At 43.9% G+C, this 16,548-nt stretch carries 14 protein-coding genes; 6 read left to right on the top strand and 8 right to left on the bottom strand.

From position 1 onward, the window contains the following. Positions 1-440 precede the first annotated feature (440 nt). From abc-f to C232_RS0111140, 3 genes are all read left to right on the top strand, one after another. On the top strand, positions 441-2,120 hold the full coding sequence (abc-f, locus tag C232_RS0111150) for a ribosomal protection-like ABC-F family protein (protein WP_018664112.1): 1,680 nt from the start codon (positions 441-443) through the stop codon (positions 2,118-2,120). 209 nt (positions 2,121-2,329) lie between these two features. Next, the gene (locus C232_RS0111145) at positions 2,330-2,878 is read left to right on the top strand and encodes an HD domain-containing protein (RefSeq protein WP_026314584.1); all 549 of its coding nucleotides are present in this window, start codon (positions 2,330-2,332) and stop codon (positions 2,876-2,878) included. Between the two features lie 264 nt (positions 2,879-3,142). Continuing rightward, positions 3,143-5,272 (top strand): YhgE/Pip domain-containing protein, encoded by a 2,130-nt coding sequence (locus C232_RS0111140; protein WP_018664110.1) that lies wholly within the window; start codon positions 3,143-3,145, stop codon positions 5,270-5,272. A 215-nt stretch (positions 5,273-5,487) separates the two neighbouring features. On the opposite strand, the gene C232_RS0111135 is transcribed toward C232_RS0111140, so the two are convergent. The 3 genes from C232_RS0111135 to C232_RS0111125 all read right to left on the bottom strand — a co-directional run bounded on the left by C232_RS0111135 (position 5,488) and on the right by C232_RS0111125 (position 8,655). Further along, positions 5,488-6,786, bottom strand: a complete 1,299-nt coding sequence (locus tag C232_RS0111135; protein ID WP_018664109.1) for an NCS2 family permease — start codon at positions 6,784-6,786, stop codon at positions 5,488-5,490. Positions 6,787-7,023: 237 nt separating this feature from the next. After that, on the bottom strand, positions 7,024-8,022 hold the full coding sequence (locus C232_RS0111130) for an inorganic phosphate transporter (RefSeq protein ID WP_018664099.1): 999 nt from the start codon (positions 8,020-8,022) through the stop codon (positions 7,024-7,026). 12 nt (positions 8,023-8,034) lie between these two features. Beyond that, positions 8,035-8,655 (bottom strand): DUF47 domain-containing protein, encoded by a 621-nt coding sequence (locus C232_RS0111125; protein ID WP_018664098.1) that lies wholly within the window; start codon positions 8,653-8,655, stop codon positions 8,035-8,037. 488 nt (positions 8,656-9,143) lie between these two features. Between C232_RS0111125 and C232_RS0111120 the strand changes: the two genes are divergently transcribed. Beyond that, positions 9,144-9,536: a DUF5365 family protein gene (locus C232_RS0111120; protein ID WP_018664097.1), complete on the top strand. Its 393-nt coding sequence runs from the start codon at positions 9,144-9,146 to the stop codon at positions 9,534-9,536. A 42-nt stretch (positions 9,537-9,578) separates the two neighbouring features. Here the strand turns inward: C232_RS0111120 and C232_RS0111115 are convergent, their stop codons facing one another. The 3 genes from C232_RS0111115 to C232_RS0111105 all read right to left on the bottom strand — a co-directional run bounded on the left by C232_RS0111115 (position 9,579) and on the right by C232_RS0111105 (position 11,273). Beyond that, positions 9,579-10,058, bottom strand: a complete 480-nt coding sequence (locus tag C232_RS0111115) for a thioredoxin family protein (RefSeq protein WP_018664096.1) — start codon at positions 10,056-10,058, stop codon at positions 9,579-9,581. A 40-nt stretch (positions 10,059-10,098) separates the two neighbouring features. Then, complete coding sequence (locus C232_RS0111110) at positions 10,099-10,536, bottom strand: disulfide oxidoreductase (protein ID WP_018664095.1); 438 nt, start codon at positions 10,534-10,536, stop codon at positions 10,099-10,101. Positions 10,537-11,027: 491 nt separating this feature from the next. Then, a complete protein-coding gene (locus tag C232_RS0111105; RefSeq protein WP_018664094.1) occupies positions 11,028-11,273 on the bottom strand; it encodes a YhdB family protein in 246 nt (81 codons plus the stop codon). A 233-nt stretch (positions 11,274-11,506) separates the two neighbouring features. Here C232_RS0111105 and C232_RS0111100 point away from each other — a divergent pair, with 233 nt between their 5' ends. Continuing rightward, positions 11,507-12,694 (top strand): MFS transporter, encoded by a 1,188-nt coding sequence (locus tag C232_RS0111100; RefSeq protein ID WP_018664093.1) that lies wholly within the window; start codon positions 11,507-11,509, stop codon positions 12,692-12,694. Between the two features lie 154 nt (positions 12,695-12,848). Then, a complete protein-coding gene (locus tag C232_RS0111095) occupies positions 12,849-14,258 on the top strand; it encodes a SpoVR family protein (protein ID WP_018664092.1) in 1,410 nt (469 codons plus the stop codon). Between the two features lie 57 nt (positions 14,259-14,315). Here C232_RS0111095 and C232_RS0111090 read toward each other — a convergent pair whose 3' ends face one another. Both C232_RS0111090 and C232_RS0111085 read right to left on the bottom strand, forming a co-directional pair. Further along, positions 14,316-15,299 (bottom strand): acyltransferase family protein, encoded by a 984-nt coding sequence (locus tag C232_RS0111090; protein WP_018664091.1) that lies wholly within the window; start codon positions 15,297-15,299, stop codon positions 14,316-14,318. Between the two features lie 360 nt (positions 15,300-15,659). After that, positions 15,660-16,364, bottom strand: a complete 705-nt coding sequence (locus C232_RS0111085; protein ID WP_018664090.1) for an SGNH/GDSL hydrolase family protein — start codon at positions 16,362-16,364, stop codon at positions 15,660-15,662. Positions 16,365-16,548 lie beyond the last annotated feature (184 nt).

Genomic DNA, 16,548 nt, shown 5'->3' with positions numbered 1-16,548 from the left:
CCCACCTATCTTCTTCGTACCTTGAATCTTGAGGTGGGAGTCTTACTGCCCGTTTAGAGTGGGATAAGCGAATGCGCTTCGTAACTGTTTAAGCACCGAAAACATGATGCAGAGCCGGTTGATGGTTGTTATAATCGTTCTTGTTGACAGAATATTGACGAGATAAAAATGTTCACATATAATATTTGTGAACATAAATCTGAAAAAGGACGGTATATGGAGCGATGAAGAACTAATCTGATTTTACGGGAGATTACTCATGAATAGGCTAAAAAATGAGGAAACCTGGAGAATTGGATTAGTCTGCGCTTTTTTACCGGTCAAGCATAAATTACATGAGCTTCTGTTGTTAAGACGGGATGCTTATGTGTGTTTTTTGACACGGTTTTACGGGCTTTTTTGAATCCAACCTCTCCAGGATTTTCCGGGGAGGTTTTTGTATGGACATTTTTGAAGCGAGGAATATCAGCAAAAGTTTCGGAGATCGTACGCTATTAAAGGATATTTCTTTTAAAATAAATACGGGAGAAAAAATCGGGCTCGTTGGTTGGAACGGTACTGGGAAAACAACACTCGCCAAAATTCTGCTTGGCCAATTGGAAGCGGATAGCGGTACCCTCTCTAAATTTCCGCCATCATTAAAAATTGGCTATCTCCCACAAATGGCAGGTGCCGGAGATGTGACCGGGAAAAATCTCGCAGAAAACGGGGAGATTTTGCATACTGCAAGTGAACTTGGACTTTCCCGGCTTCAAAGCTGGAATGAAGAAAGAAAAAAGGGGATGAGCGGGGGCGAGCGCCTCAAATTGGCGCTGGCTGAAATTTGGGCTGCCCGGCCGGAGTTTGTCATTTTGGATGAGCCAACCAACCATCTTGATGAAAGAGGCACCGACTGGCTCGCTGATACATTGGCTGCCTTCAAAGGGGCCGCCCTGATCATCTCCCATGACCGCTATTTTCTGGATCGGACGGCAAATAAAATTTTTGAATTGGAGGATGGAAAGCTTTCCATTTATGAAGGCAACTATACCGCTTTCTACAAGAAAAAAGCATTTCATGTGCGACAGCAGAAACAGGCATATGAAAAGCAGCAAAAAGATATAAAGCGGGTGCAGCGGCAAATCACTGCGCTCAAGCAATGGTCGGATAAAGCACATCGGGAAGCGGGAAAAGGGGACAACATAAAAGAATTCGATGGGGTAAGGGCAAAGAAAATAGATAAACAGATAAAATCCAAGCAAAAAAGGCTGGAATCTGAGCTTTCAAAACACAAAGTGGATAAGCCGAAAGAAGATGCCGACATTCGCTTCGACTTTAAAACGCGCCAAAAACGCGGGCAAAGAATTCTCGAAGTAAAAGACTTAACGAAAACCTACGGAGATCGCGTTTTATTCCGGAACAGCCGTTTTTATGTAAATGACGGCGAGCATATCGCTTTATCGGGGCCGAATGGATGCGGCAAAACAACACTGATCAGAATGTTGCTGGGGGAAGAACCGGCAACTTCCGGGGAAATTTGGAAAAGTGGTTCGCTCCGGATTGCATATTTAAGCCAGGATATGCAGGGCCTGCCGCTTGAAAAAACAGCACTTCAATATATTGGCACGGCGGACCGTGATGATATATCAAAAGCAAGGATGACTTTGGCAAATTTGGAGCTGGGGCCGGAAAAAATATCGAAGCCACTCGCATTCCTTAGCATGGGTGAAAGGATAAAAGTAAAGCTTGCGAAAATGGTTTTAGAAGCATATGATGTTTTAATTTTAGATGAACCAACAAACCACCTTGATTTGCCAAGCCGGGAGCAGATGGAAGACACACTGTCGATGTTCCAAGGAACGCTGCTGGTCGTTTCGCATGACCGTTATTTTATTGAAAAACTGTGTAATAAAATGCTGTTGTTTGATGATGGACGGATTCAGCGGGTGGAAGCGGGGAAAAGAGAAGGCCGCGAAAAAGCAGCACAGCAAGAAAGAAATGAAGAATTGGCCGTTCTGGAGACAAAAATTGCCGAGTACATTGGAAAAATCAGCTTATGTGCTCCGGGCAGTACGGAATATCAGGAAATGGATAAGGAACTGCAGAAATTGATGGAACAAAAGCGCAGACTGCGGCAATAAAAACGTGAAAAAGAAGCAGGGATCTGCTTCTTTTTCAATTCAGAGAGGACAGGAAAAAATATTCCGTGCCTTTGTGCCGGTCAAGGATCCTTTTTGATGTTCTGAAACCCAAAAATAGTGCTGAACTTTTCGATTTTCATTCATGTATAGCTGTGCCGTTTTGGTATGATGATAGGAGTAGGTTTTGAATGAGAAGAGAGGAATTTCTTATGGAAATCATAGAAAAAGCAATTGAGTTTGCGGCAAAGGCACATGAAGGCCAATACCGGAAAGCGTCCGACCTTCCGTATATTGCGCATCCGTATGCGGTTGCCATGATGCTTTTAAAAGAAGGCTGCCGCAAAGAAGTGGTCACAGCAGCGCTTCTTCATGATACGGTTGAAGATACTGCGGTGACAAACGAGGAGATAAAAGACGAGTTTGGAAGCGATGTTGCCCGCATTGTTGAAGCCTGCACCGAACCGCCTAAAAATGTGCGCTGGGAGGAACGGAAACAGCATACCATCGAGCTATTAAAAACGGCAGAAGAGGAAATTTGTATGATCATATGTGCAGATAAACTCCACAATTTGAAAACGATACACGAAGGATTGCGAAAAAATGGGGAAAGCGTGTGGAACGCGTTCAGCCGTGGAAAAGAAAAGCAGGAATGGTACTATCGAAGTATTGCAGAAAGTATTGCGCTGAACCATTCTTTTCCTTTACTGGAGCAGCTGCAGTCGGAAATAAAGCAGGTTTTTGGCGTTATCCGGACATGAATAAGGTGTAAGGATACGGACTTTGCCGGTGAAATGGCGGACTTGCCGCTTGTAAAACCGCAAAATGAGGGCACCGGCTTTCATCCGTAATATTTACGTTACAGCAGACGCCTGCTTGTGCGGGCCGCAAATCAATTACATAAGGAAAATGGCTTGTTTGACGCTAGCCTGTGCGGGACCGGAGACGCACAGGCTTTTTTGCGTGTACATGACAGTTCAAACGGTTGGAAAACATATAGGTACAATAACATTTGGAGGCTGCCAATGGAAAAAGTATGGAAGATTTATACAACCGATTTGAAAAAAATCACAACAAACTGGGCAGCAAGCCTGATCATTGCCGCCTTGATCATTCTTCCATCATTGTATGCCTGGTTTAACATCAAGGCATCCTGGGATCCATACGGCCACACAAAAGGAATTGCGGTAGCCGTTGTGAATTTGGACCGGGGGACAGCGATCAACGGAAAAAAAGTACATGCCGGTAATGAAGTCGTGAAAAAGTTGAAACAAAATAAAACGCTCGGCTGGAGGTTTGTGCAGGAAAAGGAAGCCGCACACGGAGTAAAGACCGGAGAATATTATGCAAGCCTGACCATACCGGAAAATTTTTCGGAAAAACTGGTTTCCATCCTAAGTGATAAGCCGGAGAAACCGGTCATTACTTATACCGTAAATGAAAAAATCAATGCGATTGCTCCTAAAATAACAGGGTCGGGTGCATCTGCCATTACACAGCAAATCAGTTCAGCATTTGTAAAAACCGTCAGCAAAACGATCTTTACAATGTTTAATCAAATCGGCATTGAACTTGAAAAGGATTTGCCGGATATCGCGAACTTTAAAGCATGGGTTTTTAGATTGGAGGGAGATATTCCGGAGCTAAACCGGATCATCAGGACGGCAGATCAGGATATTACGAAAGCAGACGCAGTAAGAAAGCAGGCAGAAGCCGCGATGCCTGATGTGATGCGGCTTGCAGAACGCGGCAAAACCGTCTCAGGGGATATGACCCGCTTTTTTGGAAACACCGAAAGTTTGCTTGAACAGACGGATACCGTGATCAAAACCGGACTGGAAGCGCTGAATGCCGCCCCTGCAGTCTCGTACCAGGTGAGTATGCTGGCAGACAATCCGAAAATTGCAGAAACAGTGCCAAAAAATACGATGATTTTGCGAAATAGCAAACAGGTGTCTGACGCGTTCGGGGATTTGCTGAAAACTGCTGCTGAAGAAACAGATTCTCAGGATCTAATCCGTATGGCAGCCCGGTTTACTGCACTCAGCCAATCCTTTCAAAAACAGCAGGATTTGAACGGGAAAATTCTCCAACAGGTAAATAACGGGTTGCTGCCGAAAACATTACAGGCAGACCTGCAGCAGGAAGCCGGCCGTGCCGGGGCCATTGCCGGCAGCCTGCTTGGAAACGATGGCGCAAAGATCGCCACGGATTTAAAAACATTTGTGTCACAAGCCGGGCAGGACAGTGCAAAAGCAAACAAACTGTTTCAAAAATTGGAAGGCAGCCTGCCGGAAATCCAGACGATTCTCCGCGATACAAAAACCGGGCTTGCAATCGGAAAGGCAAAATTGAAAACGGCTGAAACGGAACTGCCGGCTGCTGAGAGAAAAATCAGGAAACTGGCTGATAAAATTCGAGCCTTTGAAAAACAGGAAAATATAGACCAGTGGATTCAATTGTTGAAGAACGATGCACAGGAAGAAAGCGAATTTTTAAAGCAGCCTGTATCGCTGAAAGAAAAAGTCCTATATCCAATCAAAAATTACGGTTCGGGCATGGCTCCGTTTTATACGGTGCTGTCTTTTTGGGTGGGGGCAATGCTGCTGGTATCCCTGCTGTCGGTTGAACACCATCATGACGGCGCACATGCCAGCTGGCAAGTCTATTTCGGCAAACTGCTGCTGTTTTTAACGATTGGGCTTTTCCAGTCGTCGATTACGGCGGCGGGTGACCTTTTTATTTTGCATGTGGATGTGCAAGAAAAAGCCTGGTTTATTTTTTTCGGTATCGGTATTGGGGCTGTCTTTACTGTAATGGTCTATACACTCGTTTCTGTTTTTGGCAATGCGGGAAAAGCACTTGGTATTGTCCTGCTTGTCCTGCAAATTTCCGGTTCGGGCGGCACTTTTCCAATCCAGATGGAACCGTCTTTTTTTCAACATATTCATCCGCTGCTGCCATTTACTTACGGAATTGGCTTAATGCGTGAAGCTGTTGGCGGAATGCTGATGGAAGCTGTGGTCACAGATATCGTTTATCTGGCAGGATTTCTGGCAGTTGCGCTCATTTTCGGGATCGTCGCCAAGAAACTGCTCAGCCGTATGACCGAACGTTTTACAAGAAAAGGGAAGGAAAGCGGACTGTTTGAATAAACAAAAAAGTAGAATGGACAGGATAATGTAAAAGCAGGCGTGAATCAACGGCAAATAGGCATGAAAGAAAACATGTAGATGAAAAATCGTGGAGCGGACAAGAAAATGAGAAGAGACATAAACAAGGCACAAAAAGACATGAAAAAGTCTATTCAGGCATATCCTGTTCACCAAAAAAAGGCCGGGCACTTTCATTTGTGCCAGGCCTGCTGTTTTTATTGCAAAAATGCCAATTGGATAAAGAAAAGGACCGCGAATATATAGACAAACGGATGTACTTCGCGCCATTTGCCTTTAAAAATTTTCAAAATCGGATAGGAAATGAAGCCTAATGCAATACCAGTTGAAATGCTGCCTGTCAGCGGCATGATTAGAATGATCAGGAATGCCGGAAACGCCTCATCAATTTGACTCCACTTAATATCGGAAATGCTCCCGATCATCAAACTGCCGACAATGATCAATGCCGGAGATGTGATCGCTTCAAGACCGGCTACAGCACCAACAAGCGGGCTGAAGAAAGCCGAGGCAATGAACAGAACCGCAACAACAACCGTTGTCAGCCCTGTCCTGCCGCCTGCTGCAACCCCCGAGGAAGATTCAATATAGGCGCTTGTCGGGCTTGTCCCAAACAGTGAACCAGCAACCGTCCCGATTGAGTCGCTCAACAAGGCCCGCCGTGCGCGCGGCAGGGATTTTCCTTTCATCAGCCCGGCTTGTTTTGCCACGCCTACAATCGTACCGGTTGTATCAAAAATGGTGACGAGCAAAAATGAAAAGACGACCGCATACAAGCTGTGCGTAAATACATTGGCGATTGCCGAGAGCGGATGCTCAACAACAAGCCCCTGCGGCATATGCGGAAGCGAAACAAATCCTTTGTCAAACGACAATTGCCCGGTAAAATAAGCGATCAGACCGGTTACAATCATGCCGATGAACAATGCGCCGTTCATATTCAGCGCGAGGCAGATCAGCGTAACAGCGAGGCCGATGAGGGCAAGTTCAGCAGACGCCGAATGAAGATCGCCCAGTCTGACCAAATTTGTTTTATCCGCGGCAATGATGCCGGAACTGCGCAGCCCGATAAAGGCAATAAATAAACCGATACCGGCCGTAATCCCGGAACGCAAATTATCAGGGATTGCTTCAATTAATTTTTCCCGGAAAGGGGTCAAAGACAAAATGAAAAATATAATCCCTGCAACAAATACAGCGCCGAAAGCTGTGGTATATGAAATATTTCCGTGTGTGCCGACAACAGAAAAAGCAAAATAGGCGTTTAACCCCATTCCCGGTGCAATCGCAATCGGATAGTTTGCACATAAAGCCATCCAAAGTGTTCCCGCAACGGTGCCAATGATGGTTGCGATAAAGACCTGGTCAAAAGGAACACCGGTGCTTGAAAGAACCGCCGGATTGACGACGATGACATATACCATCGTCAGAAAGGTAGTGAAGCCTGCAAGTATTTCTGTTCTGACCGTCGTACCGTTTTCTTGAAGTTTAAACATGATGAAACCTCCAAAACACGAACATTTTAAAAACACATCTTCTATAATATTCGTTTTAAAGACTGAACGCAATATTTTTTTGCCATTACTTTTTTAAATATGGACAAATGATGAAAACCAGGTAACGAATGGGTACTGTTAGGTTTTGCGAATCCCGTATCCTGCATTCATTAAAAAGGACATAAAAATAGAGCATTGCCTCACATCAGCATATTGCTCTATTCTGGTACAATCGTATTAAAAGACAAGGTTTAACAGCATAAAGATTACAGCGGATAATGTAGCTGCGATTGGCAGGGTAATGACCCAGGTAATCACCATTCTTTTGGCAGTGTCCCATTTAACGCCTTTGACCCTGTGGGCTGTTCCGACACCAAGGATAGAAGAGGAAATGACATGTGTCGTGCTGACAGGCAAATGGATAAAGGTGGCGCCAAAAATGACAGCGGCAGAGCTTAAATCGGCTGCCACTCCGTTAATCGGGCGAATTTTCATAATATTTGCGCCGACTGTTTTGATAATCCGCCATCCGCCGATCGAAGTGCCAAGCCCCATTGCGCAGGCACAACCGATCTGGACCCACAATGGAATGTCGCTTGTTGAGATATAATTATTCGTAATCAGCGCCATTGTAATGATCCCCATTGATTTTTGCGCATCATTTGTTCCGTGCGTATAGGACTGCAGGGCTGCAGTGAAAATTTGAATGACTCTAAACCGCTTGTTTGTCTTGGCAAGATTCAGATTTTTAAGTGACGCTTTGAAAATGCTGTAAACAATAAAGCCGACCGTAAAAGCGAGAAGCGGAGATAAAATCAATGCTTCGATAATATTAATAAAGCCTTTGTACTCGATTACGCCGAAGCCTGCTGACGCGATCGCGGCACCTGCAATAGAGCCGATGATGGCGTGGGATGAGCTGCTTGGGATCCCGAAATACCAAGTGATAAGGTTCCAAATAATAGAAGAAATCAGTGCGGCCAGAATGACCAACGGACCGTTATCCATGCTAAAAGGGTTTACAATGCTTTCCGTGATCGTTTTTGCGACGCCCGTAAAAGATATCGCACCAAGAAAATTCATGGTAGCTGCAATCACAATGGCATGTCGCGGCTTCAAGGCTTTTGTGGAAACGGCTGTTGCAATCGCATTTGCCGTATCATGGAAACCATTGATAAAGTCAAATCCAAATGCAAAAATCACAATTAAAATCGTCAAAATTAAAATGCTATCCATTCGACAGACTCCTTACGCATTTTTCATAATAATTGTCTCAAGTATGTTTGCCACTGTTTGGCAATAGTCCGCAACATCTTCCAGGCTTTCATAAAGATCTTTATATTTGATTAAGCGGATCGGGTCTGTTTCGTTTTGAAAAAGGTGAATCAGGGATTTCCTTAAAATATCATCGGCATGGGACTCATACTCTTTAATTTTGATCGCATGCGGACGAACTTTGTCGAGCTTTTTCGAAAAAACAATGTCGATTGCTTTTTCAATTTCGGCAGTACAATTTCTGATCTTGTCAACAAATTGGATCATAAATTCATCTGCAGTGGTAATATTGTACATTTCGAGCAGCCCGGAGCATTCTTCAATGCCGTCGAGGACATCATCAAGGCTGTTGGTCAGGGCGAGAAGATCTTCGCGTTCAATCGGGGTAATAAAGGCATCATTGAGTTCCAAAATCATATCGTGGACATATGTATCACCGTTGCGTTCATATTCCTTCATTTTTTCAGCAAAAATTTTCAATTCTTCTGTATTATGAAGTTTATAATCAGCAAAATAGTTGGATGCTTCCCGGAGGTTTGTAGAGATATTTCCAAGCAGCACGGCAAACTTATCCTTCTTATTTTTAAATACCATATGTAAGCCTCCTGTATGCTTTAAATTATCAAACGTCTTTATTTTATCTGATTTTGTGCGAATATAAAAGAAGAATGTCGAAAATAAATTGTGAATGCGATTACAAAGTTATTGCCCGTGCCAAATAAAAATTTGCAGCTATATAAGATGAACAAAGCTGTAAAACGTAAAAATCATGCAATTGGATGCCGGGTCCTGAAGTATTTAATTCACTTTATATACATATCCTTTTTACATACTGTACCCCCGCCAAATAAAAATATGTAGTCCTGGCATGCTGAAGTGGCAGGCAGATCTTCAAGGCCATGGTCACATTTACCATCTTTTTTGCCTGTAGAGATGTGTTATTCTTGTAATAAACATAAGGGTCGTGCAGCCGCCAAGCTCTTCAAAAATATTTATAAAAGCGGACTATCTGCTTGTTGCGGTGCGGCAGCTATTTACATAATAAGAATTGTGCGTATCATATTTAAAAGGGTGGGTCTTTTGTGAAAGTCGTATTTGCATCTACTGAAGATCAAATAGAGAAAATAGAAGAATTGGTACAATATATGTACACGGAAGTCTTTCCAAAGTATTTTAATGATGAACAAATTGTTGAATATCAAGCGAGTAATGTTCTTTCTCTTTCCGATTCTCCGTATAAACAAATCGGTACCTTAAAAGAGGGGTATCAAATCATTTCCAGTTTGCAGACGATTATTTCGATATTGGAAGCGAAAGAAAAGAAAAAGCAATATTATATTGAGCTATTTGAATTTAACAAGTATTTTCTTGAACAGAATGGTTTGCATTTTCCATTCTCGTTCAGCCAGTTTTCAATAGAAAAAAACAATGGTTTCAGTATTTTTAACAAAGCTGCCAATCGTTTGCTGATTTAAAAAGAAAAGGCACGGATAATTCCGTGCCTTTTCTTTTGGCTGCTATTTTACATTTTTTTTGAACCACGACTCGAATTCTGCTTTCGTATGTTCGCCGACGATCCGCGCAACTTCTTTCCCGTTATCGTAGTAAACGACAGTAGGCGTGAATTTAATCGCATACTCGTCCCAGCCATTATCGAATTCATATAGGTTAAATTGCTTGAGATCGATCCCCATTTCTTTGGTAACGGATGAAACGATGGGGGTTGTCCTTTTGCAGTGCGGGCATGTCGGGCTGTAAAAATAAACAGTCACGTCTTTGCCGGCATTTAGATTGCTTTTTAAAGTTTTCGGTAAAATAATGTTTTGGTACAATGGATCATCCAGCTGCTCTTTTGTTTCCGCCTTGAGCTCGTTAACGCTTTTGGCGCCTGCATACGGATTGTTTTTAGCTTCCTTGTTTTGCTGATATTTTGTGACGGCCACAATGCCGGCAAATAAAACGATGATGATGGTCAAAAATATAATGACTTTTTTCATTCCTAATCCTCCTGATTGATCAAAATAAAAGCGGATCCTGTCAACTTGGGTTGGAAGAGGAGGTTGTCCATTTCCAGACAAGAAGACTTGAAATAAAAATAAGGATAAAAGCTGTGAGCGCAAGAAAAGGAATCGTTATAAACCCCAGCCAGTTGATATATTCAGCTGTACACGGAACCCTTCCGCATGCCGGGGAATGGTCTGAAAATATTGAAAATTTCTGCAAACTGTAATGATAAAGCGAGACGAACATTCCAATTCCTGATAAAACCGTTGTGTACAGGGATAAACGGTACTCTTTTCTTACTACTGAAATGCCGATTAAAATCGCCATTGGATACATTAAAATCCGCTGGTACCAGCATAATTCACATGGTTCGTAGCCCCTGATTTCCGAAAAGTATAAGCTCCCGCACATCGCAACAACCGCAACAGCCCATGCGAAGAACCACATATTCTCTCTCCGTTCCGCCTTCAAATCCTTTCCTCCTCATATAGTAGGACTTGGTAAAAAAACAATCCTCTGCCTTGTAAATTATAGTATTCAACAGGGTATGATGTAAAATAGAAAAACGAGCCGATAGCGCCTGCAGCTGGACAAAGAAAAGCGGAGGCGACTGTTCATTGGCGTACGGATTTCATGGACCGCGACTGAGATAAAGGAAACACGGCGAGGGACGAGCCGATGTTGACTTATCGCAGGGAGCGGGCAAGAAAATCCGCTAGCCAATAGGAGCCGCAGCTGGACAAAGAAAAGCGGAGGCGACTGTTCATTGGCGTACGGATTTCATGGACCGCGACTGAGATAAAGGAAACACGGCGAGGGACGAGCCGATGTTGACTTATCGCAGGGAGCGGGCAAGAAAATTCGCTAGCCAATAGGAGCCGCAGCTGGACAAAGAAAAGCGGCAGTGCTTAAATGAACTTACAGTATTGCCGGCTGGAAACCAGCACCAGCCGGCGGCAAAACTAATCGCAGGCGTACGCCTCATGGCTTGTTTCCGATACTTCACTTGCATGGTCCAAATAGCGGAATAACCCATATAAACAGTGCTCAATTACCGCATAATCATGCGAGAAATGATACGCGTGCAAGACGTGTTCAATTTTTTTAGAAAGAAAATCATCCTTTGTCCGCACCATGAGGATTAATAAATTATCCCACTGGGAACGGTGGGTGTAGTATAAGGCGCGGTCATAATCAATGGGATTCACCCAATAGCCCCCTTTCTGCTGCATTTGCAAAGTTAAAGCAAATTCTTTGAAGGCCTTAACATTATTGTATGTGGATCCTTCTTTTTTGCACGCAGAAAAAGTTGGAGTGTGCCATACATCCGCACTGTTGGTATTTGGCATGTATCGGATGCTAAAAAGCAAGGTGAGAACAAGCCGATGTGATGCATAAAATCCCAAGTACCCGCTTAAAATCGAAAAGAAAGGGGATCATGATGCGGACAAAAGCTTTCAAATATCTGTGGCTCGGCCAATTTTTCGCCAACTACGGCGATATATTTTATATCATTGCAATCCTTACAACTGTAAACGCATTAACCGGTTCTCTGCAGCAAATGGCCTTTGTTGTTTTTATCATAACATTTTCCAAATATACCGGCAGCATCCTGGCGCCGGTGCTTGTCATCCGCTACCCATTCAAGCATTTGCTTGCCGGTTCGCAAACACTTAAAACGATTTTGTTCGCTGCTCAAACAGTGGCAGCCGGGCAGACATTTTCGATGCCGGTAATATTGGTATTGGCGGCACTGATCGCCTTTCTGGATGGATGGTCGCTCCCGGTTTCCAATTCAATGATTCCATCGCTTGCAAACAGGGAAGAACTCCTGAAAACAAACGGGCTGTTATCGTCATTAGCGCAAATCACCCAGCTGAGCGGCTGGGCAATCGGCGGTGTTCTGACAGCTGTCATACAGCCGGCTGGTATGTTCCGGGCCGCGGCCTTTTTATCCTTATGTGCTGCGCTGCTTATGTACGGCCTGCCGAAACACGCAAGAGCACAAGCCCGAAAGCGCTCCTTACGATCGTACACAAAAAGCCTTGGCGCAGGCTGGCTTGCGATATGGAAGAAAAAATCGCTGCGGCTCGCCCATCTTGTTTATTTAACCGAATCGATTGCCAATGTTGTATGGATAGCAGCAGTACTGCTGTTTTTCACTGAGCAAAAACTCCATGCCGGCGAAATATGGTGGGGGCTGATCAACAGCAGCTTTTTTGCAGGCCTTATTTTGGCGGGCATACTGCTGTTTAGAATGCACGGGTTCTTCGCCACAAAGCGGCCCGCCGCCTTGTTGATCTGCTGCTTACTGGCAGCCTTGTCCACCTTTCTTTTCGGCATCAGCAGTAATAAAACGGCTGTCCTTATTTTGTCGCTGTTGTACGGCTGCTTTGACCAACTGAAAAAAGTCATTTTAAATACGGTTATACAGACAGAAACGGATTTTAGGGCTTTGCCGGATGTATATGCTGCCCAGGGCGTACTGGTTTTGATTGCTTTCGGCCTTGCTACCCTTGCAGCAGGCTGGTTTGGTGAACATTTCGGCGCCACAGCCGTCTTTATGGCCTCTGCCCTGCTTTTATTGGTTAATCTGTTTCCCATTTATAAAATAGGAAAGCATTTATAATACAAGCCATTTCCCTTCATCGTCCAACTCTTATCCCTTATTCGATATAAATCAGAAAAATCCTTTTCTGTCCTCATGTTTTTTCTGATTTGTTCATACATTGGGAGAAAGGGTGTGAACCAGCGGCATTATTTTACGATGGGGAGGAAACAGGATGAACGAACAGGAGAGCCTGCAATATGCGATTGAAGAAATTACCGAAGTCGCAACCGGTTTCGGGCTTGATTTTTATCCAATGCGGTACGAAGTCTGCCCTGCCGACATTATTTATACATTTGGCGCTTACGGTATGCCAACACGGTTTTCGCATTGGAGTTTTGGCAAGCAGTTTTTCAAAATGAAGTTGCAATATGATTTGGGGTTGAGCAAAATTTATGAGCTTGTCATCAATTCCGATCCGTGCTATGCCTTTTTGCTTGATTCGAACTCACTTGTCCAGAATAAATTGATTGTGGCACATGTATTGGCACACTGCGACTTTTTCAAAAATAATGTCCGCTTCCAAAATACGAAGCGCGATATGGTGGAAAGCATGGCGGCCACCGCAGAACGGATTCGCGCCTATGAAATCAAATACGGAAAAAAGGAAGTGGAAACGTTTATTGATGCGGTGCTTGCGATTGAAGAACATATTGACCCGTCCCTGATGCGGCCGAAACTGAGCTGGACAATGGAGGAAGAGGAAGAGTGGGAGAAAGAACCAAAACGGAAAACGGGCCCTTACGATGAACTATGGGGTTTAGATGATGCGAAATCGGAAAAACAGCCGGAAAAAAAAGGCAAAAAGTTTCCGCCTGCCCCTGAAAAAGATATAGTCCTGTTTATTGAACAATACAGCCGTGAACTGACAGACTGGCAGCGCGACATTATGACCATGATCCGCGAAGAAATGCTGTATTTCTGGCCGCAGCTGGAAACAAAAATCATGAACGAAGGCTGGGCTTCTTTTTGGCATCAGCGCATCATGCGTGAACTTGATTTGACCACAAATGAAGCAATTGAATATGCGAAGCTGAATGCCGGTGTGGTACAGCCGTCACGGACGGGAATTAACCCGTATTATCTCGGGATAAAAATTTTTGAAGACATCGAGGAACGATGGAACCATCCGACCGAAGAAATGAAGAAAAGGGGGGTTAAGGAAGGAACAGGGCGCGAAAAAATCTTTGAAGTCCGCGAAGTCGAATCCGACATTTCGTTTCTGCGCAATTATTTGACAAAAGAACTGGTGACAAGGGAAGACATGTATTTATTCCAAAAACAGGGGCGTGACTATAAGGTCGTGGACAAAGAATGGCGGCAGATCCGCGACCAGCTTGTCAGCATGCGTGTAAACGGCGGATTCCCGTATTTAACAGTAACGGATGGCGATTATATGAAAAATGGGGAATTATATATTAAGCATTGGTATGAAGACATTGAACTGGACTTGGAATACCTGGAAAAAGTGCTGCCTTATCTTCAACAGCTATGGGGCAGGAGCGTCCATATCGAAACGATTGTCGAAGAAAAACAGATGCTCTTCAGCTACGACGGCCGAAGCGTACAGCGCAAATATTTATGAACAGCAAAAAACCGGCGTTCTAAAAAGTTTAACCACTTTCCGGAGCGCCGGTTTTCTTTATATTTTAAGTTCGATAATCGGTTTTGTAAATCTCCGCATAAAGTAGCTGCCGGAGAAAAGGCAGATGGCGAAAGAAAAGATCATGAGCAGCAAATAATGGCTTGCGATCCAGTCTAATACATGTCCGGATGCAAATGTTTCCATCGTCTTAATGATAAATCCGTGCAGCAGATAGACGTATAAAGTCCGTTCGCCAATCTTGGTAAGCTTGAACCCTTTATTCGGAATGATCAGGAAAAATCCTAAAATCAAGATTAAAGTGGCGGCATACTGGCCGGTCCGGATTGCTCCGTCAAGCAGATTTTCCCCTCCCATTCCTGCGTAGGAAGTGTCACCGAGCAGCCATGGCACCGCGTCTTTTGGAAATGACCAGCCTGCAAGCAAAAGTGCAGCGCAAAGGATGGAAATCCCGATGGCCCCACCATAAGGGATACTTCTGATTTTTTGCAGATGTGCCGGCTCAAGCAAATACCCCAGCAGGAAATACGGGAAAAACACAAATGTGCGGGACAGGCTTAGAAAGCTGCCGGCATCATCCCAATATCCAATGCCAATTCCCAGGACAACTGCAATCCCGAGGCCGGTCCAGCGGATTCGGGCAAAAAAGTACAGAAAAATATTCCAAAAAAATAAACTCAGCAAAAACCATAATGACCAATGTGGGACAAAGTAGTTAAAAGAAAGTTTGTGTTCCACACCCGTAAAATAATAATAAATGGAATAAATACTTTGAAAAATTAAATAAGGAACAAGTATTTTTTTAACCGTTTTAAGAAGATGCCCTTTCTTTTTAAAACTTTTTGAAAAATAGCCTGAGATCAAAATAAAAGCAGGCATATGAAAAAGGAAAATGACGGTATACAAGGTAAACAAAAAATTATCATTGCCTTTAAACGGGCTGATGAGATGCCCAAGCACGACCAGATAAATTAAAATAAATTTTGCATTGTCAAAATAGGAGCTTCTGCTTGTAGCTGACATCAGGAATCCTCCATTCATCATTTTCAGCATCTCAGATTGCGGGCTGCCTCGCACACTGAATAGAAGCCCATCATGCTATACCCCGTTTACCGGTCCTATAGTCATTCCCATTTTCCGGAAGCCGGGATACTCGTATTATACACAGAAGATATTACAAATCTGTAATAGGATTATTAAAAAATGATGATGGCAGAAATTTACGCTGTGATAAGCCATAGAGAAACTAAAAAACCTCAAACGACCCCTTCTTAGCATTCAGCCATTTTCAGCGGAAAAAGGAATGCTGCTTTTAAAAAGGGACGCCGCAAAAGGCATTTTTGCAGTAAAACTGCCGTATATTCAAAGCTTTCGCCCGGCTGCTTACGGATGGGTCAGGGAGCGGCCCGGCAGCTGTATTGCGGACAGTTCTTTGAAAATTTTTCTTCCCATCACGTTGTAGCCTTTGGCGGTCAAATGGATTCCGTCATCACTGATCAGGTCTTTAAGGTCGCCTGCTTTTTTAATTGCAGACCGCACATCAATGCTTGACACATTTAATTGCTGAATTAAAGATTTTAAACGGCGGTTGTAATTGCCGTGCCAATGTTCAATCCCTCCTGTCAAACCGATCCAGTGGCTGATGCTTTTCCCAAAGCGAGCACTAATGGATTGATAGTAGCGTTTTGGATCAAGCGGGGGCAGTGTCAGCAGGATGGGGGTGATCCCTTTTTCCTTGATTTCGCCGACAATATGTTTAAGATTTGCAATATATCTGTCGGGCGGTACAATCGGTATATGTGCTTCCTCAGGGTGTTTAGCCACCTCATCCCATTTGAAGTTGCAGTCGTTTCCGCCAATGCAGATCAAAACAGCATCGGGCTTTTCCTGAATAACATCTTTTTGAAGCCGTTTCACCAATAAGTCGGAGTTATCGTTGAAAACGCCTTTATTCACAATTTCGGTATCGCTGCTGTGTTTGAAACAGGATTGAAGGGCTGCAGGGTAATTGTCTTTTAAAATGCGGAGCCTTCCCCGTATACATGTAACGCCTCTCGTAATGCTGTCGCCAAAACAGATAATTTTCATTGTTGTGCCTCCCTGAATTCATATAATCGTGGAAAAAGTCAGAAGGATTCAGCGCCTTTATTGTAAACCCAACAGCGGCTTTTCGACAAGCTTTTCGGTTGGAATTTGCACCCGGTGAAATCCGTACGCCGATGGGCAAGCGCCCTCCGCTTTTCTATTGTCCAGCTGCGGGCGCTATCGGCTC

This window comes from Heyndrickxia acidiproducens DSM 23148, from assembly GCF_000374345.1.
Lineage (GTDB): Bacteria > Bacillota > Bacilli > Bacillales > Bacillaceae_C > Weizmannia > Weizmannia acidiproducens.
Note: the sequence above shows the minus strand (reverse complement) of the source record. Positions and strands in the feature narration are given on the sequence as shown.